At 56.6% G+C, this 24,834-nt stretch carries 19 protein-coding genes; 5 read left to right on the top strand and 14 right to left on the bottom strand.

The window, feature by feature from the left end:
• Positions 1 to 48: 48 nt before the first annotated feature.
• Positions 49 to 1,365, top strand: a complete 1,317-nt coding sequence (locus LBW89_RS05195; protein WP_225038697.1) for a glycosyl hydrolase family 28-related protein — start codon at positions 49 to 51, stop codon at positions 1,363 to 1,365.
• On the opposite strand, the gene LBW89_RS05190 is transcribed toward LBW89_RS05195, so the two are convergent.
• From LBW89_RS05190 to LBW89_RS05160, 7 genes are all read right to left on the bottom strand, one after another.
• Positions 1,301 to 2,803: a sugar transferase gene (locus LBW89_RS05190; RefSeq protein ID WP_225038696.1), complete on the bottom strand. Its 1,503-nt coding sequence runs from the start codon at positions 2,801 to 2,803 to the stop codon at positions 1,301 to 1,303. The two genes, LBW89_RS05195 and LBW89_RS05190, sit on opposite strands and share 65 nt — an antisense overlap.
• Positions 2,804 to 3,007: 204 nt before the next feature.
• Positions 3,008 to 4,282 (bottom strand): glycosyl hydrolase family 28-related protein, encoded by a 1,275-nt coding sequence (locus tag LBW89_RS05185; protein ID WP_148455348.1) that lies wholly within the window; start codon positions 4,280 to 4,282, stop codon positions 3,008 to 3,010.
• Positions 4,283 to 4,406: 124 nt separating this feature from the next.
• Positions 4,407 to 5,291: a GNAT family N-acetyltransferase gene (locus tag LBW89_RS05180; RefSeq protein WP_225038695.1), complete on the bottom strand. Its 885-nt coding sequence runs from the start codon at positions 5,289 to 5,291 to the stop codon at positions 4,407 to 4,409.
• 18 nt (positions 5,292 to 5,309) lie between these two features.
• Positions 5,310 to 6,404: a DUF58 domain-containing protein gene (locus tag LBW89_RS05175; RefSeq protein ID WP_148455346.1), complete on the bottom strand. Its 1,095-nt coding sequence runs from the start codon at positions 6,402 to 6,404 to the stop codon at positions 5,310 to 5,312.
• 3 nt (positions 6,405 to 6,407) lie between these two features.
• Positions 6,408 to 7,391: an AAA family ATPase gene (locus LBW89_RS05170; protein ID WP_148455344.1), complete on the bottom strand. Its 984-nt coding sequence runs from the start codon at positions 7,389 to 7,391 to the stop codon at positions 6,408 to 6,410.
• Between the two features lie 170 nt (positions 7,392 to 7,561).
• Positions 7,562 to 8,671: a hypothetical protein gene (locus LBW89_RS05165; protein ID WP_225038694.1), complete on the bottom strand. Its 1,110-nt coding sequence runs from the start codon at positions 8,669 to 8,671 to the stop codon at positions 7,562 to 7,564.
• 140 nt (positions 8,672 to 8,811) lie between these two features.
• Entirely contained in the window at positions 8,812 to 9,129 is a 318-nt protein-coding gene (locus tag LBW89_RS05160) for a thioredoxin family protein (RefSeq protein ID WP_225038693.1), read from the bottom strand.
• Between the two features lie 277 nt (positions 9,130 to 9,406).
• On the opposite strand from LBW89_RS05160, the gene LBW89_RS05155 reads away from it, so the two are divergent.
• Positions 9,407 to 10,357 carry a helix-turn-helix transcriptional regulator gene (locus LBW89_RS05155; protein ID WP_225038692.1) on the top strand — a complete coding sequence of 317 codons (951 nt, stop codon included), beginning with the start codon at positions 9,407 to 9,409 and terminating at the stop codon, positions 10,355 to 10,357.
• 9 nt (positions 10,358 to 10,366) lie between these two features.
• Here the strand turns inward: LBW89_RS05155 and LBW89_RS05150 are convergent, their stop codons facing one another.
• Positions 10,367 to 11,227, bottom strand: coding sequence for a helix-turn-helix domain-containing protein (locus LBW89_RS05150; RefSeq protein ID WP_148455335.1), 861 nt, complete (start codon positions 11,225 to 11,227; stop codon positions 10,367 to 10,369).
• A gap of 131 nt (positions 11,228 to 11,358) precedes the next feature.
• Between LBW89_RS05150 and LBW89_RS05145 the strand changes: the two genes are divergently transcribed.
• The 3 genes from LBW89_RS05145 (at position 11,359) to LBW89_RS05135 (ending at position 14,443) form a co-directional block, all read left to right on the top strand.
• Positions 11,359 to 12,417 carry a Gfo/Idh/MocA family protein gene (locus LBW89_RS05145; protein WP_225038691.1) on the top strand — a complete coding sequence of 353 codons (1,059 nt, stop codon included), beginning with the start codon at positions 11,359 to 11,361 and terminating at the stop codon, positions 12,415 to 12,417.
• A gap of 25 nt (positions 12,418 to 12,442) precedes the next feature.
• Positions 12,443 to 13,318, top strand: a complete 876-nt coding sequence (locus LBW89_RS05140; RefSeq protein ID WP_225038690.1) for a sugar phosphate isomerase/epimerase family protein — start codon at positions 12,443 to 12,445, stop codon at positions 13,316 to 13,318.
• Positions 13,319 to 13,582: 264 nt separating this feature from the next.
• Positions 13,583 to 14,443 carry a sugar phosphate isomerase/epimerase family protein gene (locus LBW89_RS05135; RefSeq protein ID WP_225038689.1) on the top strand — a complete coding sequence of 287 codons (861 nt, stop codon included), beginning with the start codon at positions 13,583 to 13,585 and terminating at the stop codon, positions 14,441 to 14,443.
• 145 nt (positions 14,444 to 14,588) lie between these two features.
• Here LBW89_RS05135 and LBW89_RS05130 read toward each other — a convergent pair whose 3' ends face one another.
• From LBW89_RS05130 to LBW89_RS05105, 6 genes are all read right to left on the bottom strand, one after another.
• Entirely contained in the window at positions 14,589 to 17,366 is a 2,778-nt protein-coding gene (locus tag LBW89_RS05130; protein WP_225038688.1) for an endo-beta-N-acetylglucosaminidase, read from the bottom strand.
• Positions 17,367 to 17,439: 73 nt separating this feature from the next.
• Complete coding sequence (locus LBW89_RS05125; protein WP_148455325.1) at positions 17,440 to 18,957, bottom strand: ABC transporter substrate-binding protein; 1,518 nt, start codon at positions 18,955 to 18,957, stop codon at positions 17,440 to 17,442.
• A 142-nt stretch (positions 18,958 to 19,099) separates the two neighbouring features.
• Positions 19,100 to 20,053, bottom strand: coding sequence for a carbohydrate ABC transporter permease (locus LBW89_RS05120; RefSeq protein WP_148455323.1), 954 nt, complete (start codon positions 20,051 to 20,053; stop codon positions 19,100 to 19,102).
• Between the two features lie 18 nt (positions 20,054 to 20,071).
• Positions 20,072 to 21,001 carry an ABC transporter permease gene (locus LBW89_RS05115; RefSeq protein ID WP_148455321.1) on the bottom strand — a complete coding sequence of 310 codons (930 nt, stop codon included), beginning with the start codon at positions 20,999 to 21,001 and terminating at the stop codon, positions 20,072 to 20,074.
• A 254-nt stretch (positions 21,002 to 21,255) separates the two neighbouring features.
• Entirely contained in the window at positions 21,256 to 22,827 is a 1,572-nt protein-coding gene (locus LBW89_RS05110) for a response regulator transcription factor (RefSeq protein WP_148455319.1), read from the bottom strand.
• Complete coding sequence (locus LBW89_RS05105; RefSeq protein ID WP_148455317.1) at positions 22,827 to 24,668, bottom strand: sensor histidine kinase; 1,842 nt, start codon at positions 24,666 to 24,668, stop codon at positions 22,827 to 22,829. The genes LBW89_RS05110 and LBW89_RS05105 overlap by 1 nt, the downstream gene beginning before the upstream one ends.
• Positions 24,669 to 24,834 lie beyond the last annotated feature (166 nt).

The following is a 24,834-nucleotide window of genomic DNA, read 5'->3' as shown; positions in this document are numbered from 1 at the left end:
TTTATGCGTTGGGTTCATAGGGATAGTACAAAGAGGGAGGTAGAGTATATGAAGCGAAGCCCGATTTCAAAGAGGCGGCCCGCTCTGATCCGCTTGGCGCTGCTGGCGGTGTTGGCGGTGCTGGCCTTGGCGGTTCCGGCGGTCATCAGGCACCTTCAGGCTCCGCTGGTTCTGAATGTGAAGGATGAGGGAGCCCGTGGGGATGGGGTGACGGACGATACCGCCGCCTTCCGCCTCGTTCTGCAAAAATCCGCCAATCACAAATACGGGGCGGACATTTTGATACCGGCCGGCACTTACCTTCTCGATCCCGAGCATCCCCTGCCCCTTCGCAGTGATGTCCGCATGGCCGGTCAAGGAGGACCGGTTCTTCGCTTCGGCTTACCCGGAACCGACCGATCCGGCTACGAAGCTCTCTCGGTCATGGGCCGGCGGATAAGTATCGAGGGCATCACCATTGACGGCAATTATCGTCTAATACGCGGCATAGGCGTGCATACCGGATCGCGGGAGATCCGGATACGGAACACCGTCATCCGGCAAATGAGCCAGCCCGATGATCCCGGGAACCCTTTATATTCCGCCGTGGTCAGCGGAATCATGATCTATGGCGGCACGCGGGAAGTCACGGTGGAGAACTCGGTCATCTCCCGGATCCAGGCCATTCATCCTTCACCCGTGGCGCGAGGCATCATGGTGTGGAACAATCCGGGAGCCCCTCCGGCAAAACAGGTACGGATCGCGGGCAACCGCATTTTTGACATTACCCCCCGCGAGGACGCGGACGCCATTCATTTTGACCAAACGGCCCCAGGGGCTCCGCTATCGGACTCCATCGTCGAGCACAACCGGATTTCGTACAGCGCCAAACGCGGCATCAAAATTGCCGCCCCCGGCGTACTGGTCCGCCATAACCGGATCACGAACCCGTATAGCGGAAATAATCGCTACCGGTTCCCGGCATCCGACCGGATCCCTCAGGATATGTATGCGGCCATCTCCGTGTATGCCAGCGATGTGACCGTCTCGAATAATATCATCGACGGAGTCGGTACATTCTACGCGGCCATCGAAGCGGATGCCGGGACAAGAAGCCTTAGCCGGATCATCATCGAAAATAACGACATCCGGATGAGCCATCCGGACGCCTCTTCCAAAACTCCCGCCGACGGCATCGGTATCCGCCTCGGCCCCACCAAGGGCGCAAGCGTGACGGGAAACCGGATTAGCGGCGTGCCTACGGGTTTATTCCTCCCGAGCGATCTCGCCGGCAGGGCGGGACAGTTCCGCGACAACGCGGTTACCGGTGCGGAAACGGATATACGTTATCCGGCGGAATCCGCACGGTCCCGCGGGAATCCCTGAAAGCCGCCGCGCCGATTTCGGCGGAAACGCCCGCGGGATCGTAGGCCGCGGCGGCCGGGGAGACCGGCGAAGCCCCGCTCACTCCCTTGGCCTGTTCCCGCTGCAAGACGACGCGGATCGTCTGGACGAGGATTTTCAGGTCCAGCAGCAGCGAGTAATTATGGATATAGGCGAGGTCGTACCGCAGTTTATCGGCCGCCGTAGTCGCGTAACAAGCCATCACCTGAGCGTAACCCGTCAACCCGGGCTTCACGGCCATACGGTCGTTATAATGCGGCAATTCGGCGCTGAACCGGGAGACGAAATGCTCCCGCTCGGGCCTCGGACCGACGAGGCTCATATGGCCGAGCAGCACGTTGATCAACTGCGGCAGTTCGTCCAGCCGGGTCGCCCGCAACAGGCGGCCCAGCCGGGTTATGCGCTCGTCGCCGTCGCCGGCGAGGACCGGCCCGGTACTCGCCTCCGCACGGTCCACCATGCTGCGGAATTTTAACAGCGGAAACGGCCTGCCCCGAAGGCCCAGCCGTTCCTGCACATACAGCGCCCGCCCTTTGGAGGTCAGCGGCACGGCAGCGAACAGCAGCAGCATGAGCGGGGAAGCCGCGATAAGCAGGAGCGAGGCAAGCCCCAGGTCCGCGCCCCGCTTGATGAAACGCTCCGTCCGGGTCAGCCCGGGCGGCCGCAGCGAATAGAGCAATTGGTCATCCAATTGCTGCAGTTCCGCCCCTCGGACGGACAAATCCAAAAACTCCGGCACCATCAGCACCTCCACGCCCAAGACGCCCGCCAATCGCACCGCTTCCTGGCGCAGGGCCGGGGGAACGCCCGGACCGATCAGGAGCACCTCGATGCCGTCGAGCAGCAGGGCTTCCAGGCGGCGGTTCAGCGATGGCGGGCGTCCGCCGGCCCCCCCTTCCCCGCCTGTCCGCATGACGCTGCGGATCTCCAGCCAGGGCCGCCCGCTCCGCACAAGCTTCCGGGCGCACTCCAGATCCTCTTCGCGGATTCCCGTGAGGAGGGCTGTCTTTTTACCGCGCGATCTTCTCCAGCCCAACAAGAACCGGGACATCCGGAACCCGAATGAAAGAAGCAACTGCAGGCTCAAGGACACCGTGATCACCGGGTGCAAAACCGCCTCCGGCCGCAGCATTCCATGAAGCAGTACCGCCCCGGCGGCTACCGCGATATGGGACAGAAACAGATTCCACAGCACATGCGCGGGTTTCTGCCGGCCCGTTGCGTCGTACAAGTTGAACAGGTAGAAGACCAGCAGCGTAACCAGCCCTGTCCAAGATATCAGCAGCAGGACTTCCTCCCTGGAAGCTGCCGCCCCCCCGGGAGCCAGCCGAAATGCCGCCGCCCAGCTTGCGTAAATCCATAGGCCGTCCAGAAAAATAAGGCCCGCCCCCGGCCCTTTGGTGCGCATTGACTTGATCAAACTTTTCCCCTCCATTTATCCGATCGGTGCTTTCTTTCTATCTATACGGCACGGTAGGGAAAACAAGAACGGGAAAACATGAAGCCGGACAGTGGACGGACGAGGGGCACAAATCGGGATGGTATAACGGGGAAAAACGGACGTAAGGAAACGCAAAAAAGCCTAATCCCCGGGATGCGCCCCAGCAGGATTAGGCATTATTTTCTATTGTCTGACAACCACGTTCTGGTTCGTGGGAGAGGTCAAAACGGTAAATTTGGCGGCCCGGATCCGGTTGTTCGCACAGATGATGTTTCTCTGAACATAACCCCGAAGATAGGTGCTGAGGTCGATGCCTCCGCCTCTTTTTTGGACGAGAATATTGCCCCGGATCTCTCCTCCACTCGCGTTCTGCCAGGTCCAGATTCCCCGCTCCCCGTTGTTGACCGTGTTGTTCAAAATTTTAAAATCCCGGATATTTCCGAGGCGGATTCCCGTTGTTCCGGATATCGAGCTTCGCTCTCCCATGCCGATTTGATTGTTCTGAATCGTAATGTCATGGACCTCCTGGCCCGAGGCGACCTCGATCGCCGCATAAAAGCTGCCGCTGCCGTTGATCGAATTTCTTTCGACAAGTTGATGGTTGCCGTATAAGCTGATGGCCGAGTACATGTCCGGCGCAAGTTTGCCTTTGTTCGTACCCATGTAGTAATTGTTGTTCAAATACGAGTTCGTAATCCGGTTGTCCCGGGTGGTGATTCCGTCGGCATAGATCTTTATCGCACGCTTGGCGCAGTGATCGAACTGATTGCCCGAAATGACGCTGCCCACTTCGCTCCCCTGTCCGCCGTCCAGTGCGGGATCCTCATAATAGATGCCGTCGCCGTCGTCGGCGGGCCCGATATGATGGATATGGCTGTTGCTGATCGTCACATCCCTCGCGACCCGCTCCGCACTGCCCCATGCGGTCGTTACGTAAATGCCCCTGGCGATCAGACTGCCGCTCGTAAGATTTACGGCTTGGACATGGGATATCTCGCACCCGGAAATTCGAATGGCTTCCGAGTTGCCGTAAATCACAATGCCGGCGACAATTCCGGTGAAGAACTCGCTGCCGGGATCGGTGCTGTGCGTAGCGCGGGTTACCTGAACGTTTTCCACCGTCACATCATGGCTTCCCCCGCCGATCACCAGCACGCGATTTACCCGGTTATTCCCGTCGAGCACGATATCGCGGATCTCCATTTGGTCGCCCGCCGCCCGCATCAGTTCCCAGCCGAACCCGCCGCCGGAAGCCCTTAGAACAGAGGTGGGTCCGTCTCCCTGAACCGTTGTCCTTCCGCAGACCCGAAGCGCCTTGCCCGGACGGATCATATAGACCCCGCTGGGAAAATATACGGTGTCGCCGCTCCGCATCGCCTGATCCAGCGCTTTTTGGATGGCGGCCGAATCGTCGGTTCGGCCATCGCCCCGGGCTCCCAGCATCGTTACATCAATCATGGCCCTTCCCCCCCAACATCATGGATGTGGCTTGCTGGCCCCCTTGAGAACGATTTTTTTGTACATCCTCTATCCTTATTTAATAATGCGGGAAGCCAAGGGACAATGGGCATATTCCTCAAATTTAAAGCATTTCCGCGCTGTTCGCCCGCGGCAGCGACAAGTACATCTCATACTGGAAAAGGGAGTCCCGCTGAAAACCCCGCCCCAGCAAAAAGCCCTCCATCTCGGCGTTATTGGCCAAAGAAACGCTCATCCTGGACAAATTCAGTTCGCGGGCGGCCGTGCCGAGCAGCATGGTGGCCGCTCCGCGCCCGCGGAAACGCCGGTCCACCAGAAGCACCGAAATCCGGCCGTCCCCGGTTATCGCCAGCATCCCTACGGTCTCATCATTTATCGCAGCACGGAAGAAAGAAAAAGCGGAACTTTCCCGGATCGAGTTCAGGTCATTCTGCCAATTAAGGTGAAAATAACGCCTCTGCGCCACCCAGGCTTCAAAAGAAGCCCATTCCGTCCTCCGCACCGCCATCTCCTTACCGGCGGCCGGCCGCAAATGGCCAGTATCCTTTAAATGAAAGTAGGAAAGCTCGTAAACCTTTCGGTAACCGAGTTTATCGTAAAAAGATATCGCCCGCTCATTCCCCGCGATGACCTCCAGATACAGTTGGCGGCAACCCCGGCTTACCGCTTCCTGATCATGCAGTTCCATCAGGCGCCGGCTGACCCCTCGGCCCCGTTCTTCCGGAATCACGGCCAGCGCGCCGCATCGCATGGTGGGGACCCCTTCGTATTCCCGGATTCCCCCAAGGACAAGGCCGACCGGCTCATTGCCCCGAAGCGCGACGAAGGAGTGCTCCCTCGCGTTCCCTTCCGGACCGAAGAAACGGTCCGCAAACTGCTCCATCGTCAATTGAAACCGAATCATATAATCGGAAAATCCCGCCTGAAACGCGCCGAACAAAACCGGTATTTCGCACTCCGTACCTCGGCAGTATCGAATCTCTTCCACGCTCGCTCCTCCTCACGGTCAGTCTTTGGTCTTCTTCTCCTCCTCCGGGATATCCATCCACTCGACTCCGTTTCCGTTCCGGCGAAGCTGCTGGGCGAGCGTTTCCAGCTTGTCGCCCCGGTGGCAGGAAATGATCAGGAAATCGGTATCCCGGACTCCGGTCTCCACGGCTTCCTCAAGCAGTCTGGACATGGTGACCGTACGGTCGAGCACGATCCGGGCCAGATGGTTCAGCAACCATTCCAGCTGGCCGGCCTCGCCGGAAGGTTCAATCCTCACCGGCTCCCTCGGGCCGTCGGCCAGCCTTCCGTTACAGATCAGCCCGGTTTCCAGTCCGTTCTTCAGCGCGTAGGCCGCCACCGAAGCGGCGAAGGATATCCCGAGTTCGATCCGGTCCGCGTCCAGGATATTCCTCCACATCGTCTCGCTGCTCTCCACATTCAAACAGAGCAGAAGGCGATGATCCGCCGTATAATCGCGCCGGTGCACCTGCACCGTGCCGGTTCGTGCCGTCGCCTTCCAGTTGACGCTGCGCAGCGGGTCCCCCGGCCGGTATTCCCGCGTCCCCGCGGTCAAAAAGGGATCCTCCACGATCCAGCGGCGGACCGCCAGCTCGCCAAGCCAGCTATGGTTCGGAAGCGGCAGCTCCGGTACAGTGCGGATCCGCGGATACACAAGCAGCTCCAGGTTCAGATCAAATTTTTTGACCTTCGTCACCATACCGAGCGGATCGCCGGTGGTCAGCGTCGCCGATTCCAGGCGGTACAGGCCGCGCCTAGAACAAGTGACCTCGTGGCGCCGGGTGATTTGCCGATACGGACGAAGAAAAAACAGGCTGATATGGTTTTGGTAGAGGTCGCCTTTATAGACATCGAGGTTGGCCTGCCGGCCGAAGTTTATTCCCGCCGCGATACTGGATTCCAGCCTAAGCCACGGCAGGGGCAGCGGCTTTTCGTTGGAGATGACCTCCACCATTTCGAGAGACTGTCCTTCAAAAACGGCTTCCTTCGAAAAGAAGCGGGTATAACTCACCCCTTTTAAGGCCCATCTTCCGTACACCACGGCCAAAAGGAGCGCGATTCCCAACGCGCAGACAACCGCCCAAGGCAGCATCGGTCAACCGCCCCGCTTTCCTGTCCCAGCCCCCGTCTCTTCCGCCGGTACCTCCACCTCGCCGAGCACCTGCCGGATCACGGCGGACTCCGGAGCTTCTCCAACGCCAACATGAAGCGCATGGTGCAGCAACAACCGGTGTGCCAGGACCGGGATAGCCACCAGCTTGATATCGTCCGGCGTGACAAAATCCCTCCCGCTCAGGAGCGCCAATCCTTGAGCGGCCCGGAGCAAAGCCATGGCGGCCCGCGGGCTGGCGCCGAGCCGCACGCCGGGATTCCGCCGGGTCGCTTCGGCCAGCCGGACGATATAGGCGAGCAGATCCCGGGAGACGTGGATCTCGGCGGTGAGGCGCTGGGCCTCCGCGATTTCCGCGGCGGTCACCACCGGGGCCAGTTCCTCCAACGGGTTGCGTTCACGGAACCGCAGCAGGATGTCCACCCCCTCCTCCAGGGAGGGATATCCCATGGAGATCCTCATGAGGAAGCGGTCAAGTTGGGCTTCCGGCAGCGGAAAAGTCCCCTGGTTGTCGACGGGATTCTGGGTCGCCATGACGAAGAAAGGCGACTCCAGCTTCCGCGTCACGCCGTCGATCGTAACCTGCCGCTCCTCCATGCACTCCAGAAGGCTGGACTGTGTCCGCGGCGTCGCCCGGTTAATCTCGTCGGCCAGCAGCACATGCGTGAACAGCGGGCCGGCGCGGAACTCGAATTCGCCGGTCTTCTGGTTGTAAAAGTTGATCCCGGAGAGGTCCGAAGGCAAAAGGTCCGGGGTAAACTGCACCCGGCGGAATTCACCGCCAAGCGAGACGGAAAGCGCTTTCGCAAGCAGCGTTTTTCCGGTCCCCGGCACGTCTTCCAGCAGCACATGCCCGTTGCCGAAAAGACCGGCGAGCAGCAGCTCGACCACCTCTTCCTTCCCTACCACGACCTTGCCGATATTTTGCCGCAGCCGGTCAGCCGCGTTCATCGCATCTTGCATATTCATGGATAAAACCACCGCCCTTATTCATCAAGTTATGAAGTTAGTTATTATGTACGCAAATGATTATGCCTGTTTACCCCTTAACTATAGCAAAAAGCCCGCCTGGTTTATAGCGGGCTCTTCATACGCTCAACGGCTGCGCGGCTGCGTTGTCATAAGCGGGGTTTCGAGCTTTACTTGCCCGCCGGATTGGGGACAGTCTCGGCGAGAGCGTTCAAAACGCGGTTCAGCTCCTCCCGCAAGCCGGCAACCCGCTTCTCGTCCGCGGCTTCACCGTAAATTTGCTCAAGCCGCTCCCGGCGGGCCTTGACCTCGGCCAGCAAAGAGATCGACCGCTTCATGGACGCGGAATAACGCTCCTTGATCGAACGCAGGGGCTCTGCGAATTTCTCGTCCGTTCCCGGCGTAATGGCCAGCTCGTAAACATCGAGAATACCGTCGCCTTCGCGGACCGGGAAATGCTCGTGCGGCGCGGTACTGTCGAAGATCGCCAGACTCAGCTCCGGAAAGACGAGCATATCCAGGCTGTTCGGGTCAAAGCCGCAATGGTACACCTCCGTGTCGATCCCCCGCTCTTCGGCCAGGACGGCGAGTTTCCGGAAGAGCGTCGATTTTCCCGAACCCGGCCGGCCTTTAACATAGATCCGCGTGCGCAGCCGATCCGTCAAATTCGGCACGAAATCGACCGCTCCCCGCCAGGTCGCCGCTCCGAGGAAACGATGCGTTATTCGCGCCGGGCCGGCATTCTCTAGGACGGGCAAATGCTTGTCGGCAAGTTCGGAAGCCAAGCCGTTCATCTTCTCCCGATCCAGTTCGTCGATATAGTACTTCTCCCATTCATCATGAATGCGCAGCGTCCGCAAAAAGGCCGCATACGCCTCCTCGTAGAGGGCCGCGATTTCTTCCTCCAGACGCTGCAGTTCCTGGCGGGCGGACGCGAGCTTCTCTTCCCGATACGCCGTCCGAAGATCGATAAAGGTCAGCTTCGTTCCTGCTGGCTCGAAGTCTTGGGGCCAAGCTTCGCCGTCCACAAAGCCCGCGGACAACTCCTCGATGATAAGACCCTCGAGCAGATCCCCGTCGAGCGGCTGATGAATGAGCTGCAGCCCCCATCCCCGCCCTTCGCCGGTTGAAGCCAGATGCTCCAGCAGGCCGGCTACCGCCCCCGGAACGCCCTTCAATACATAAATCGCCGAAAGTCCCTGAAACGCCGATTCGACCAGACTATGCAGACCGGCCGCCGTATTCCCCCGCGCAAAATAATGAAGTTCCCGCTTTGTCATTCGGAACCCAACTCCTCTCTCCACCTGGTGTTTCATACCTTACACCCTATGCGAGATAGCGGCCCTGTGTGTTCGCCCAGCTCGCACCGTTTTCACGGATATGCTCCTGCGGGGGAAGCCCGGCGCTTTGGCCGGGCCGGTCAGCGCTTAAGCCAACGGTGCAGGTCGACCACGGAATGGAGTGCGTACTCGATGCGGGCCGGGCGGCCGTTTTCGAGAATCACCAGGCAGGGTACGCTGGAAATCCGCCATGTTTCCCGCAATACGGGGGCAAAGTTGATGTTGACTTTGGTGACCTGCATCGCCGTCCCCGTCTCCAGAACGATTCCGAGCATCCGCTCCGCCAACGCGCACGTCCCGCAAAGGGGCGTATGGAAATATATCGCTTCGGGATCGTTTCTCCCTTCCTGCCGGAGTTGAGCCAGCAGTTCGTTTTCCGACTTTTCCGGAATGTTCACGCTCTTCCCTCCTCCCTTTACAAAACGATCCGATAACCGCCATAATAACGGCAAAGATTGTCGCCGTAAAACAAAACCAATCTCTCAGTCAGGTTGGATTAAAAAAGCAGTTGTTGCCCCATTGGGTGACCATACCCCATCAAAACCTTGCTGATCATAGCATTGAAGATTAAATTCCTGCAGATTTGCATCTTTTGGGAGTTGGCTGGAGGAATAATTTCACACGCCGCCCCAATGCACATTAACAATACTCCAACTATAGCGGAGGAGAACCGACATGCCCAAATCGAAACGATTGATGGAACTGATGATGACCGTAAACCGGAAGCGAAAATTCACGGTCCGGGAGCTGGCCGAGGAGTTCGGCGTCTCCTCCCGCACCATTTTGCGGGATTTGCAGGAGCTGAGCGAGCTTGGCGTCCCCCTCTACTCCGAAGTGGGACCGCACGGCGGCTACCGAGTGTTAAACGAGCGCGTGCTGCCGCCGATCGCCTTTACTGAAGGAGAAGCCGTCGCGATTTTTTTCGCCAGCCACGCGCTGCGCCACTATCATTACCTTCCCTTTGAGACGGAGGCGGCCTCCGCGCTCGGCAAGTTTTATCATTTCATGCCGGGCGACGTTCGCGACCGGATCGATGAGATGAAGAACCGCGTCGATTTCGTCACGCCGGAGAGAAATTCCCGCTTCCCTTACCTCCCGCTGCTGCTGGATAGCGCCGTCCGCGGACAGGTGATCCGGATGGAGTACGCCCCGGCGGGCGACGGCCAGCCGGAATGCCGGGATATTCAACCCGTCGGCATCTATGCCAAAAACGGCCTGTGGTACTGCCCGGCATACTGCTATCAACGCGGAGATTTTCGGCTTTTCCGCTGCGACAGGATTCTGTCCGCCGCCCCTTCATCGGAAATCCCGCCCCTGGATTTAAGCGAAGTTCACCTCGACAATTGGGAAGCCCGAAAACGTTCCAAAGTCCACAACACCAACATCCGCGTGGAACTAAGCCCTAGGGGAGCGGAGCTGTGCGAGGCCGAGCTGAGCCGTCACATCCCGCTACATCTCCGGGAAGACGGTTCCGGCTGCCTGCAAGGCACGATACCGCTCGGGGAGGTGCCTTTTTTGGCGAGTTTTTTTATCGGATTGGGCCGTGAAGCCACCGTCCTTGAACCGCCTGAGCTGATAGAGGAAATCAAGCGGAAGCTGGCCGAGTTAACGGCCAAATACCGCTAGCCCGGGCGGTCACGTTCCGACCCGGCTGCGGTAGCTGCGGGGCGATACGCCGGTGATCCGCTTGAATACGCGGGAAAAATAAAACATATCCTTATACCCCAGCGCCTCGCCGATCTCCTTCACGCTCATGTCCGTGTTGAGCAGAATATTCCTCGCTTCGGCGGTTTTCAGCCGATGGATAAACTCATTCAAAGGGTAACCGGTGTATTCGTGAACGACCCGGCGGAGCGTGGACACGGAAATATGATGCCTGGCGGCAAGCTCGGAGGCGCTCGGGGTCTCATATAGGGAGCGGCCCAGGTCCTCGATGATTTTCAGGGCGAACCTGCCCCGATTCCCCGCTTCCGCCCGGTCTCCCTGGGAGACGAGTTCGTACAGCAGCGACTCCAGAAGCAGGGCCGCCCGGTCCAGGTTGCTCGGCATGCCGCTGTCGATCAGCATAAACATCATCTCCATTTTGTGCAGCAGCGTTTCGTCGACGGAGACGCTTTTGACCGCATCGACCTCAAACAGCCAGTCCCGGAGCCACTCGTCCACCCTATCCCCTTTGACCGTGAAATAGTACTCATCCCAAAAGCCTCCGGTATCCGGCCCGTAATTGAATATCGCCCCAGGGTAGAGACAGAACCAGGAGCCGGCCTCCACCCGCTTTATTTCACCGCCGTCAATCTGGTAATACCCGCTCCCCGCGGTGATGACGACGAACGCCCAGTGCCGGAAGTCGGAATCCCTGCGCTGCGACGTTCTTCCCGGCAAATGCCCGGCGGAGACGATCGACAGCGATTGGAGCTTCAAACGCTTCGGATCGACGGCCGGATCGAAGACGCGTATCGGATGAGGACTGATCATATAATCCATATACTTTGTCATCCTGCACATTCTCCCTTTGGTATGACTGTGATAGATTATGATTAATTGAACAAATAAAACAAATTTATGCAAGCCAACCGGTATCATTGTAGCAGACTTGCATAAGTAAAGAAAGGATGTAAGCGATCGCAATGAGCGAACTGAAAGTAGGCCTGATCGGCAACGGATCGATTTCGGAATCCCATCTGCAAGCTTATTTGTCCAACCCCAAGTCGGAGCTTGTCGCCGTCTGCGACCTGAAGGAGGACCGGGCGCGGGAAACCGCCGCCAAATACAACATCCCGCACGTATACACCGATTACCGGGAACTGCTCGCCAACCCGGAAGTCCAGGCCGTAAGCATTTGCACCTGGAACAATTCGCACGCGGAAATCAGCATTGCGGCGCTCCAGGCTGGTAAGGACGTGCTTTGCGAAAAACCGTTGTGCAAGACGGTGGAGGAAGCCCTCCGGATCGAGCAAGCCGTCCGCGAAACGGGAAAGCTGCTCCAGGTCGGCTATGTGCGCCGCCACGCCTCCAACATCGCCGTGCTGAAGAAGTTTATCGATGCCGGGGATCTCGGGGAGATTTACTTTGCCAAGGCGAGCCTCGTCCGGCGGCTGGGCAACCCCGGCGGCTGGTTTGCGGACAAGGAACGGTCCGGCGGCGGTCCGCTGATCGATATCGGCGTGCACGTGATCGATTTGTGCTGGTATCTGATGGGCAAACCGAAGGTGAAATCGGTTAGCGGCAATACGTACAACAAGCTCGGCAACCGCTCTCATATCGAAAATTACGATTTCTATAAAGCGGCTGATTACGACGCTTCCTTCAATACCGTTGAGGATATGGCCAACGCGTTGATCCGCTTTGAAAACGGCGCATCGCTCCTGGTGGACGTCAGCTTTTCCCTCCATGCCCGGGAGAACTCGGCGCAAATCAACATCTACGGCGACAAGGGAGGCGCCGAAATCGAGCCGGCGTTAGCGATCGTGACCGAGCGACACAATACCATCATCAATATCGACCCGCAGATCAGCAGTCCGGGCTTCGAGTTCCAGGGGAGCTTCGACAGGGAGATCAACCATTTCGTCGACAGCTGCCTCGGCCTGCACGAGACGAATTGTCCAGTGGAGGACGGCGTGGAAATGATCAAAATTTTGAACGCTATTTACGAATCCGCGGCAACGGGCCGGGAAATTCAATTTTAAAGACGGGTGAGGAGGCGATCCGAAAATGAAATTGCCAAATAAAATCGGCGTAATTGTGGACAGCTTCGGCGTTGGCGTTAGAGAAGGATTGAAGCAGGCCAAAGCGGTCGGCGCGGAAGGGGTGCAGATTTATGCCGTCTCCGGCGAAATGGACCCCGCGGTGCTGACCGCCGGCAAACGCAAGGAACTGCGCGATTATATCGCCAGCCTGGGACTGGAGATTTCCGCCCTGTGCGGCGATCTCGCCGGCCACGGATTTCAGGACGCGGAGGCCAATCCGGCCAAGGTGGAAAAGTCCAAGCGGATTCTCGACCTGGCGGTCGAGCTCGGCACCAACATCGTTACCACACATATCGGCATCGTTCCGGAAGATCCGAACAGCCGCATATACGAGGCGATGCAGCGGGCCTGCGAGGAACTCGGCGTGTATGCCAAAAGCATGAACGCTTATTTTGCCATCGAAACCGGACCTGAACCCGCCGCCCATCTCAAAAGCTTCCTGGACACGCTCACCACCAACGGCGTCTCCGTCAACTTTGACCCCGCCAACATGGTCATGGTCACGGGGGACGATCCGGTTCAAGGCGTCAAAACGCTGCGCGATTATATCGTCCATACGCATGTCAAAGACGGCATCCGCCGCCGCCCGGTTGATCCGCGGGACGTGTACGGCTTCCTCGGCTACGACGCGATGAGCCACGAGAAAATCGCCGAGATGGCCGCCTCCGGGGCCGCCTTCGAAGAGGTGCCGCTCGGCGCGGGCAAAGTCGACTTCCCGGCCTATTTCGCGGCGTTGCAGGAAATCGGCTATACCGGCTACCTGACGATCGAGCGCGAGGTCGGCGACAACCCGGCGGAAGATATCGCCAAGGCGGTATCTTTTATCCGCTCGTTCCGCTAGACGGGGGACACGGCCTCCCCCGGCAAGCGAAAAAGATGCAAATCTGCAGGAATTTCCGCCGAACCATGGACCACCAGGCGAAAAAGATGCAAATGTGCAGGGATTTTCGGCCATTTCTGCGGCAAGGGACCTTTTCATCAAGAAAGGATGCAGATTTGCAGGTATTTTGATTTTACGACTCCATACGTACGAAAAAGCCTGCAGAATTGCAGGAATTCTCAACCGCTATCCTAATATCCTTAAGAACAGGGAGATGAACCCGTTATGAAGCTGGGCATCAGTTCGTACAGCTTATATCAAACCATGCACCAGGGTCGGATGAACATTCTGGAAGCCGCCGAATGGATCGCGGAAATCGGCGCGGAGCACATTGAAATTGTGCCTAATCTCGGTTTTGATTTCGACAGTACGCCGGAACTGGAAGAGCAGTTGAAGGAGAAAACCCGTGCCTTGGGCCTGGAGATGTCAGGCTACTGCATCGGGGCCAATTTCGTCATGAAACCGGAGGCGGAATACGAGGCGGAAATCGCCAAGGTCCTCGCCGAGGTTGACCGCGCCAACCGGCTCGGCATCAAGCTGATGCGGCATGACGTCGCTTCCCGTGAAGACACCTCCATCGTCCGCTTTAACGAGGACCTGGAGAAGGCCGCCGCGGCCTGCCGGATCATCGCCGACCACGCGGCCGGGTATGGCATCACCACCAGCGTGGAGAACCACGGCTATTACGTTCAAGCCAGCGACAGAGTTCAGGCGCTGATCCATGCGGTAGACCGTCCGAACTTCAAAACGACGCTGGATGTCGGCAACTTCGTTTGCGTGGACGAGAATCTGGTCACCGCGGTGAAGCGCAACTTGCCCTATGCCTCCATGGTGCATATTAAGGATTTTTACATTCGTCCTTCCTACCGTAACCCGGGAGAGGGCTGGTTCCGCAGCGCCGGGGGCAATTACCTCCGCGGTGCGATCGCTGGACACGGCGACCTCGACTTGTGGGAGATTCTTCGCACCATCAAAAGCTCCGGTTACGACGGGTTCCTGTCGATTGAATATGAAGGCATGGAAGATTGTCTGACCGGTACAAAAATCGCCTTCGATAATGTGCGGCGAATTTGGGATGAAGTCTAAAAAGCAGCTTATTCTCAGCGAAGAAGCCAGCCCCCGTTCGGGGCTCTCACCCTAAAGTAAAAATGACGCCTATGCCGGGCTGCTGGGCGTACACCGAAAAAGGAGGTCAAGCCAACGGCTTGGACCTCCTTTTCCTTTTATTGCATCAATCTCGATTCAATCCGAAAACCTCAAAACCATAAATCCGGGCCGCCGTGTCTCCGCCTTGCGTCGGCTTCTCGACGACAAGCCGCGCATAACGTGCCGATGTCAAGGCGATGGCATGCTTGCTGATCCCCTTGGTGTTGTCGCCGACCTGTACGGCATCGGTCCAGTTCTCGCCGTCCGAGCTAAGCTGAATCCGGAAGCCCCTTGTGTTGAAGGCCGCGGCCTCCCCGCCGGCTTCGGCATGCTTGACGACGAACTCGCTGATTTTATGCTCGGCCCCAAGATCGACCGTCAGTGTATGCGGCCCATCGCCTACCGCGCACCACTTCGTTTTGTCGTCACCGTCCAGGGCAAACGGCGGAGCTTCTTTCTCGTTCACATAGCTGGACGCCGTCGCCTGTTTACCCAGGGCCAGGTCGGACACGCCGCCGGCCGCCTCCTTGGTCACGGTGATCATTTGCCGCTTCACGACATCCTCGCCGACCTGGTTGGTCGCCTTCAATGTCACTTCGAACGTCCCCTCCTGAAGATAGGTCACCTTCGGGTTCCGCTCCGTGCTGCTTGACGGCTGGCCGCCCGGGAAGATCCACTCCCAGCCTTCCGTAACCTCCGACGATTTGTCGGTAAATTGCACGCTTTCGCCGGGGGCGATTAGCGTACGGTCCGCTTCAAAACCGGCCATCGGCTTCGGATAGGCCGGCCATTCGAAGGTGACGGAAGCCGGTTTCCCCGGCTCATACTGCCGATTCACGGGAATAACGACCAATTTCGTTGCGGCTTCCTTGTCCAGCCGCTTCATTTCAGGCACGTAATAAACCGTGTTTCCGGTCATGCCCGCCAATTCGTAAGCTCCATCCGGCTTGACGCGGTAAATTTGATAATACGGCACGTCTTCGCCGTCCTTCGGAGCTTCCCACGCCAAACGTGCATCGCCGTAAATGCCGTCCCGGAAGTCGTTCTCCAGCACTTTCAGCCCGGTTACCGCTTTCGGCGGCTTGGCCTTATTCTGTTTTTGTGTAACCGCGAGTTCACCGATATACGCTTCATATCCCTCAACAGGCGCGGACGAAACAAATTTCAACGATAGACCGCTGATCGTACGGCCTTTATACTTGTTCAGTTGAACGCTGCCCTCTCTCCATGCCCCGCCTTCCCCGGCGGAGGTCCATTTTTTAGGTTCGACGAAAATATACTCCTCCGGCGCGTCCGAGAACGCGACTCCGATTTGTACGGTTCCCGCGGCGCCATTATCCCGATAAATGAGCGACAGCTCCGTCGTCGCCGACACCGGGATGTTCGTCTTGTACAGCTTCAAATGGGTCGGATTGTCCGAAGACAAGTCCCCCGCCACCTTGAGCGAGCTGCCGCCGTAATAGGGTCGGGAGAAATCGAAGCTCGGCGTCAGGGCTTTTCCCGGTCCGCCCGATTCGGCAATCCACCGCCAGGTCGGCAAAATATCCTGCAGACTCCGGTTGCTCCAATCCTTCTCCCGCATCACCTTCCCGTCGACCGCAAACAGACGCCCGTTGCCGGTGTTGAAGTGCGTAATGAATTCGGGTCCGGTCACGACGCTTTTATCGGCGATATCATGGGAGATGCCGCGCCAAGAATAAGGGGCGGTCTCTTCCGATTTCGACGGATCGTGATCCGCTCCAACCCAAAAGACCTGCTCCTTCTCCAAATATTCCTCCTGCGTCTCCGAACTGTTGAACGCCCAATCCGGGCGGTAGATGCCGAGCGAGGTCGTGGCCGTTTTTCCTTCCGGGAACAACACGGGCCAATTGTACTCTCCGTTGTAGCCGTTCGCTTCGACATCGATCCCCGCGAACAGCTCGTAAGGACTGCGTCCAAGCCCTTTCGCGATTTCCGGCGACTTCAGGTACGGGGTCACGTAATCGTATTTTCCGTTGACTTCATCTTTATACTGCCAGCGGAAGTCGAGAAACATCGCGTCGGAAACCCGATCCGGTCCGTCCTGGAAAAACGCCTTGTTCTTATCGGTCAACGCGCCCTGCCATTGAATCTTGCCTTCATCGATCATGGAGTCGTACCAAATGATGTCCATGCCCGGATCTTTGATTTGCTGCATGTACTTCAGGAAGAGCCGCATCTTATCCGCGTCATCTTTGGTCGCGCCCTGGGTTTCCTGATTGATGAACCAGCCGTCGAACCCGTAATAGCGCGCCGCCTCGATCAGCTTATCCGCAACCGGAAACGTGCCGTCCTCGCGCTGCTGCAGGAAATCCCTCAGCCACTCCAGTTTGCCGCCATGCTCCGTTTGCGGAAAGAAAACGGTTCCATAAACAGGTACGCCGTTTTTATGCGCCGCATCGATCACATCCGCGCTCGGCGGCACGATCAAGCCTTCGCCGGCCGATCCCCCCCACATGACGAGCTTGTCGATATACTGCCAGAAGCTGAATGCGTAGGTGTGAAACTTCTCGCTGCCTTGGGACGGCGCTCCGCTGGTGCTCGGGTACATCGCGGATAGCGCAATCACGTTAGCCTCCGCTTTGGCGTTCGGGTTCACCGTTTCTCCGAGAAACCGGCCCTGCCGCAGCTTCACCGTTCCCCGGTTAAACGCCGCGTCCTTATCGGTCGCAGGTGACCATTCCAGCAGCGTATCCGGGTACCAATAAGAAGAATGAGGCTGCGCCGCTTCCGCATTTCCCGGCGTTCCGAGAAGAATTCCGGCGAGCATCGCGATGCCGGCGGCCTTTGCCGCCCCTTTGCTCCATTTCGTTTTCGTAAAATAGTCCGGCTTCCGTCTTTTCATCCATCCAACCTCCCGTTTTCGGAATATGAAAAAGCGAGAAACGGCCGTACGCGCCGCCCGTTTCTCCGAATTTCTATTTTTGCTCGGCTTTCCAGGCGTCAAACTGCTTTTGAGCTTCCGCAATCACTTTGTCGATCCCCGCGTCCTTGAATTTCTGAAGCGCCCTCGGCAAGTATTCGTCCGGATCCACCGATCCCGTATACAGCGCCGGGATAAATTCTTTGGCCACGTTCGTTACCGCCGCGACTTCCGTTTTCACCGGAGCCGTGTCGAAGTTAAATCCAAAGGTAGGCGCCACGATGGCCGACGAGTTGAACTCCTCGAAAGCATTCCATTTGTCTTTCGGCTCTCCTTCATGCAGGTAGGTCAGGAACATGTTGCCCAGCGCGAAGCCCGGCATCGCGTAGCTTTCCTGCATGGCCGGAAGGTCCTCGATGTACGGCTCTTCCATTTTCTTGTAGTGGACGTCTTCGATGCCGTATTGGATCAGATTGCGCAGATAAACGTCCGTATTCAGCAGGTTCAGGAACATCATCGCCCGCTCCGGGTTTTTGGAGTAGGAAGAAATGGCGAGCATGGAGCCTGCGGCCGAGCTGGTATAGATGATCGGCTGATGCATCGGTTTCGTAACGATATCGTACCCCGCGCTTCTCGACCATCCAAGCTCAGCGTAAGGCTGCGTGATTTCGCGGTCTACGAGCCATTTTCCGGTCTTCATGTTGTCGATGCCTTCCAAGGTCGCGATATCCTCGCGGACATAACCCGCCTTGTAATACTTCCGCATCGTTTGCAGGGCTGCTTTCAGCTCCGGAGATTCCAGAATATTCACGTATTTGTGATCCTTGGTGTCGATGTACATGCCGATCGGGATTTCATCGCCCAGGACGAAGTCGAACGGCAGGTACGGCTTAAAGTTTTTAGGAACCGCCAGCGGCGTGATGTCCGCCGGTTCGTTGTCTTTGATCGTCTTAAGCAGCGGCTCCAGGTCTTCAAGCGTCGTTACGTTGGAAATGTCGAGATTGTATTTATCGAGATACTTTTTGTTGAAGCGCCATACGAATTGCTGGGCCAGTTCTTTGTTGGCGGGAATTCCGTAATTGACGCCGTTGACTTTCGTGCCCTCCAAAAACCGCGGATCCAGCACTTCCTTGATCCCTTGGCCGTATTGGTCCAGCAAATCGTTCAGCGGCATAAACGCGCCTTTGGCGGCATTCGGAAGATAGTCGAACGCCCAGGAGCTGGTGAAGGCGATATCGTAATCTTCACCGGAGCTGGTGATGACCTGCATGCGCTGGCTGTAATCGCCCCAGTCGATCATCGTGATATCCACCGTGGCGTTGATTTTTTCGGTCACGTATTTATTGATTTCTTCCTGAACCTTGGGCAGGTCCTTTTGGTTCGGGCCTATCAGGTATAGCTTCAAAGTGACCGGGTCCAGTTTTGACACGTCGACCGTCCCGTCGCTTTGAACCGCATTTTGTTCTTTGGATGGTCCGTTGCTGCTTTTCCCGTTTCCGCCGCATCCCGCAAGAACCGTGGATAGCGCAAGAACCAAAGCCAGCACGAAACCAAAGGACTTCTTCTTTTTCATGTTCTTTCCCCCTACGCATAAGATGGATAAAGAAAATTTGTATATTTGAAACCGCATTCATTCCCTGCCGCCTAGCTACTTTAAATCTCCGGCAAAGCTTTTGCGGAAACAACCGAAATCAGGTGTCACCGGCCCGTGGAGGTTACCCCTTCACCGAACCGACCGTCAAGCCCTGGACAAAATATCGCTGAAAGAACGGATACGCGAGTACGATCGGAAGGGTGGCCAGCACGACCATCGCCATGCGAACCGTTTCCGTGGGCAGGCCTGCCGCGGCGTTGAAGGACCCGAGATTCTGGGCGTTCTGGGTCAGAAAGTCCATATTTTTCTCGATCCTCATCAGCAAAAATTGCAGCGGCGGCGTCAGCTCCGGCTTGTTGAAATAAAGCAGGGCGTTAAACCAGTCGTTCCAATACGCCAGGCAGCTGAACAGCCCGATGGTGGCGATGCCCGGCAGCGACACGGGGAGCACGATTCTCGCAAAGGTGAGGAATTCCCCCGCTCCGTCGATTTTGGCGGACTCGATAATTTCGTCGGGAACCGTGGTCTGGAAAAACGTCCGCATGACAATGATGGAAAACGCGCTGAGCGACAGCGGAAGAATCAAGGACCAAATCGTGTTCTGCAAATGCAGGAACTGGGTCATCACAATGTATCCGGGCACCATGCCTCCGGAAAACAGCATCGTGAAGAACGCCAGGAAGCTAAAAAATCCGCGAAATCCAAAGCTTTTTCTCGATACCGCATAAGCGTAGGTTGTGACCAGAATCAAGGTAAACAACGTGCCCGTTACCGTAACGAGCAGCGTGACGCCGAATGAAAGAAGCAGCTCGTGGCCGGTTTCGAAAATATAGCTGTACGCCGCGGTGCTGAACTTGCCGGGCCAGAGGCTGAAGCCTTCAAGCACCAGCGTCTGCTCGTCGGTTAAGGAAATCATGATCACGAACAGAAACGGGAATACGCAAGAAAAGGAAAACAGGCCGATGATGATATTGAAAAACACGTTCCAAGCCGGTGTTAATGCATTGAAATCCCGCGGTTTCTTCCGCCCCGGCTTGATCGGCGTTCCGGACTGGACAGGTTGAGTTGTTGTCATCGTTTAGACCTCCGCGCTTCAAAAGATCGCATGATCTTTTTCTATTTTTCTGACGATTGCATTGGCAGCCAGAATCAGCACCAGACCGACCAGCGATTGATACAGCCCCGCAGCGGTACTCATCCCGATATCCCCCATGTTGATCAGGCCGCGATACACGAAAGTATCGATGACGTTGGTTACAGGGTACAGCGCGCCCGAGTCTTTCGGCAGTTGGTAGAACAGTCCGAAGTCGGAACGGAAGATACCGCCGATGGCGAGGATCGTCAAAATAATCATGAGCGGCTTGAGCAGCGGGATCGTAATGAAACGGATCTGCTTCCACTTGGTGGCTCCGTCGATGACGGCCGCCTCGTAGTAAGATTTGTCGATGCCGGTAATGGCGGCCAGGTAGATGACGCTGTTGTACCCCACGCTCTTCCATATTCCGACGAACACGATGATAAACGGCCAATATTTCGGTTCCGAATACCAGTTGATCCGTTCCCCGCCGAAGAAAGCGATGATTTGGTTCAGCGTCCCTTTATCCATGCTCAGAAACGTGAACGCAAAATAACTGATAATGACCCAAGACAGGAAGTGCGGGAGAAACATGCCGGTTTGATACACCTTCGCCATCCTCTTGTTGACCAGTTCGCTCAGCATAATCGCAAACCCGACGGAAATGACCAGTCCGAGAAAAATGAGGGCCAGATTGTACAGAATCGTGTTTCTCGTGATGACGAACGCATCGTTCGTCGTGAACAAATATTCGAAATTTTTGAATCCCACCCACTTGCTGTTGAACACGCTGGCGAAAAATCCGTCGCGGCTGATTCGGAAATCTTTGAACGCAAGAATTGTACCGAACATCGGCAAGTAGGCAAAAATGAGGAACCAGAGGGTCCCGGGCAAAACAAACAACAGCAGCGCCCGGTTTCTGACGATTTTTTTCAAAAATGCTGCCATGATCATTCCTCCTATGCCTGTGGTCAAGAAAGCTTGCCATGCCAAAGATCCCCTAAGATCCACCAAAGCACCGGCGGGTAACCGCCCTTTACACGCTTGCCCTTGACTACTTTCATTGTGCCAAGTAAGCGCTATCTTCAACAAGTTGAAAAACCTTAGAATTCCATGGATAAATCAAAGAACGCGAAAAAACAACAGGCCCACCCTCCAAGGGCGGACCTGTTCAACGCCGTTTTTCCGGCTTCATGCGACGTTCATTTCATGTACATTTGGCGAAGCTCCGTCGGCGAAACTCCGGCGTATTTTTTAAATTGGCGATAAAAGTAAGAGGTGTCCAGGTAGCCGACGCTCAGGGCGATTTCCGTCGTCTTGCGGTCCGTATGCATCAGCAGCCGGGTCGCCTTTTCGATCCGGTATTGGTTCACGTAATCGGAGAAGCTGTTTCCGACCTCCTGTTGAAACAATTGTCCCAAGTAATTCGGATGCAGTCCGGCCTTCTGGCTTAACGTCTTCAAGGATAGCTCTTCGTGATAATGGCGATGCACCTGCTCGATCAAAAAGGCGACATGGGGAGTGTACTCCTCGCGGACGTTCTCTTGCTTTTCAAGGCTTCGCTGCACGACCCCAGCGACATGCCGCACGAGTCCGGGCAAGGAATTGACCCGCCCCAAAGAAGCGAACACTTCGCTGTAGTCGGGGCTCTCCTCCTGCTCCTTTGCGGCCAGCATAAGCCGGAGGGCCGTATTGACGCAGGCTTGGCGCGGGATCAGATCTCCCCGGGAGGAGCTTGCAAACACCTTTTCAACAAACCGCCCGACCTCTTCGTTCCGGCCCTGAATCAACAATTCGGCATAACTCTCCTCGTCCCATTCGATCGAGGCGCTTTCGCCGATCACGACGGCTGCGGGTTCCACGCAAACCGTAAGCTTCGAGCCCCCTTCCCCGGATACCAAATACCGGCGGAACACCGCCTTAGCTTTCCCGTAGCTGCTTTGCACGCCTCCAAAATCGCCTCCGGACCCGCCGTCCGCGATCCAAATGACGCCTTCCAGCCCGTTTGCCGCGTCCTGCGCCGCCGCTCGAAGCTGCCGCCCGGCTGCGGAATCATCCGCTTGCGCCCGGAGAGCGTACAGGACCACCAAATCGCCGTCCGAATCCAAAAAGCTGATGACCTCGGCCTCCTTCGGCTTAAACCGTTCCAGTGCCTCGGCCAGCTCCCGGTACTTCAAAGTCGCCTTATTCGCGCCAAAATCATCGTCCCCTTGCGATTCGTCCGGTACCAGTCTCACCGCAAACAGCCGGTACGCCTCGCAGTTTAACGGCAGACCCAGCAACTGGGCGCGCTGCTTGAATTCTTGGCTCTCGATCTCACCGCCCACCCAGCGCTGCAGAACGTTGTTCCGCAGAATTTCCCAATCTTCCTGAAGCTGGACCTGCTCCATCTCTTCCCGGTCCCAATCCCCGCGGATATGCCGGATGGTCGACTCCAATTCCTCCAGGTTGATCGGCTTCAAAATATAATTTTCGATGCCCAGCCGAATTCCGGTTTTCACATAGTTAAATTCCTCATAGCCGCTAAGCACGACGAATTTGGTTCGCGAGCCGGACTCTTTGACTTTGCGGATTAATTCAAGCCCGTCCATGCGAGGCATCATAATATCGGTGACCAGCAAATCCACGGGATTGTCCCGGATGATATCGAGGGCGCTCGAACCGTCGTTGGCCGTTCCGGCGATCTCGATGCCGTAGCGGTTCCAGTCCAAAATCGAACTCAGTCCCTGGGCGATGAAAGGCTCGTCATCCACAAACAACACTTTTTTCGTCATCACATAAACCCCTCCCTGAGAATCGGTATCCGTACCCGGACCACCGTGCCTTTTCCTTCTTCGCTGCATACGGTGACTCCGTAATCTTCCCCATAGTTCATTCGTATTCTCTCATGGACATTGATCAATCCGATCGACGAACCGCCGACCCCGGACGGCTGGGAAGGGGCCGACAGCATGCGGCGGATTTCCTCCAGACGCCCCGCCGGAATTCCCTTCCCGTTATCCGCCACCGTAATCACGATCCGCTCTTCTTCCCTTACGGCGGAAAGCGATATTTCATTATCGCTCTCCAGGGAGCGGAAGCCGTGAACGATATAATTTTCCACGATCGGCTGGATCAGCAGCTTGGTAATCCGGCAGCCCCCGATCTCCCGGTCCAACTCGATCCCGACCGCCAGCCTTCCCTCGTAGCGGATCCGGAATAAATCCAGATAGATGGAACACAGCTCGATTTCTTCCTGAACCGTCACGATCGTATCTTTTTTCACCATGCTCCTGAACATGACGGACAAGTTGTAAATCATTTGCCCCACTTCCTTGGCCCCGGAGGTATGCGCTCTCATGCGGATAGACTCCAGCGTGTTATATAAAAAGTGAGGCTGAATTTGCGACTGCAGGGCGACCAATTCGGCATGCTTCTGGCGGATCTCGGACGTATACATTTTGTCGATATACAGCTCCAGCCGCTCGCACATATCGTTGACGCGCACGGAAATTTGCTGGAGCTCGTCTTCCCCGGGCATTTGAATCCGGACCGATAGGTCCCCCTCGCCGATCCGGCTCATGGAGCGGATGATCCGTTGAATCTTCTTCGAATGCTTCCTCATAACCGTAAACGTAACGAGAAAGCTCGCCGTCACGAACAGCAGCGTAACGACGATCAGCGTATTCCTCAACCGTACCGTGCTGTCGTGAATCGAGGATTTGGATACGATCCCGACCACCGAAAGCTCCGCATTCCCGACGCTCAGCACATTTACCTTGGACATTTCGTCGAGCGGAATCCATTTTTCCGTGTTGTCCAGCTGATGCAGGTACGGATAGGTCTGGCCGGCATAGCCGCCCGTCTCTTCGGAATCGTAAATGACGGTGCCCCTGGAGCTCATGACCAGAATGCGGCCCCGGACATCGGGAGCCCTCGTTTTCAGCCAGGCGGACAACTGCCCCGCATCGAATTCAGCCATCATCATGCCGACCTTTTCGAGCGTCCACGGGTCCTGAAGCTCCCGGAAATACGAGTACGTCCCCGATGAAGCGTTAACCGCCGCATCCAAAAAAGGACCATACCGGTTCATCGTATCCCACCCGTAATGTTTCCGCTCGCTAAACCAGGACTCCCAATCCGGCTTGGAACCGTTTTCATATTTAAGCTGCTGGCTTTGCGGCCGGATTTGCATGTAGAAATCCTTCGGATAACTAAAAATCGTGACTCCCGAGGCCCCCGGATTCTGTTCCAGATACGATTTCAGCACGGAGCTGAACGACTGGACCCTCTGCTCTCCGGGCCTGCTGAACAAATGGAGGCGGTGGCCCAAATAATCTTCGTACCGGTGGTTCAGAAAATAAATCAAATCGTCGCTCAGCGCGGCGTCGCCGTAAATTTGCTGGACCAGGGTTTGAATATTTTCATACTGCCGGTTTAAATAAATGCTCAGCACTTGCGCGGTTTTCAAATTGGCGTCCGATTCCTCCCGGATAATCCGCTGCACCTGATACTGATATACCATGACGGCTGCGATCAGGAACAAAACCATCATCACCGCGGAGTAGATCAAAATGATCTTGTTAAACATTTTCCGTTTCAAATGATTAAGATAAAAACGGCGAAGTTTGTTCATGCCGGACACGTCCTGTCCTCTCATTTTTGGGTACGCGTTCCAGTGTATCACCGTCCCGCTTCCCCGTGCAATCCGTTTTTTCTAAGAACAAGCCGTCCGAATTTTAAACATTGAATTCCGATCCGGGCCTGATTATAATAGACCATGATCCCCTAAGATCGTATGA

Source organism: Paenibacillus sp. alder61, assembly GCF_020179875.1.
GTDB classification, from domain to species: domain Bacteria; phylum Bacillota; class Bacilli; order Paenibacillales; family Paenibacillaceae; genus Fontibacillus; species Fontibacillus faecis.
This window is presented reverse-complemented; position numbering and strand designations above follow the sequence as displayed.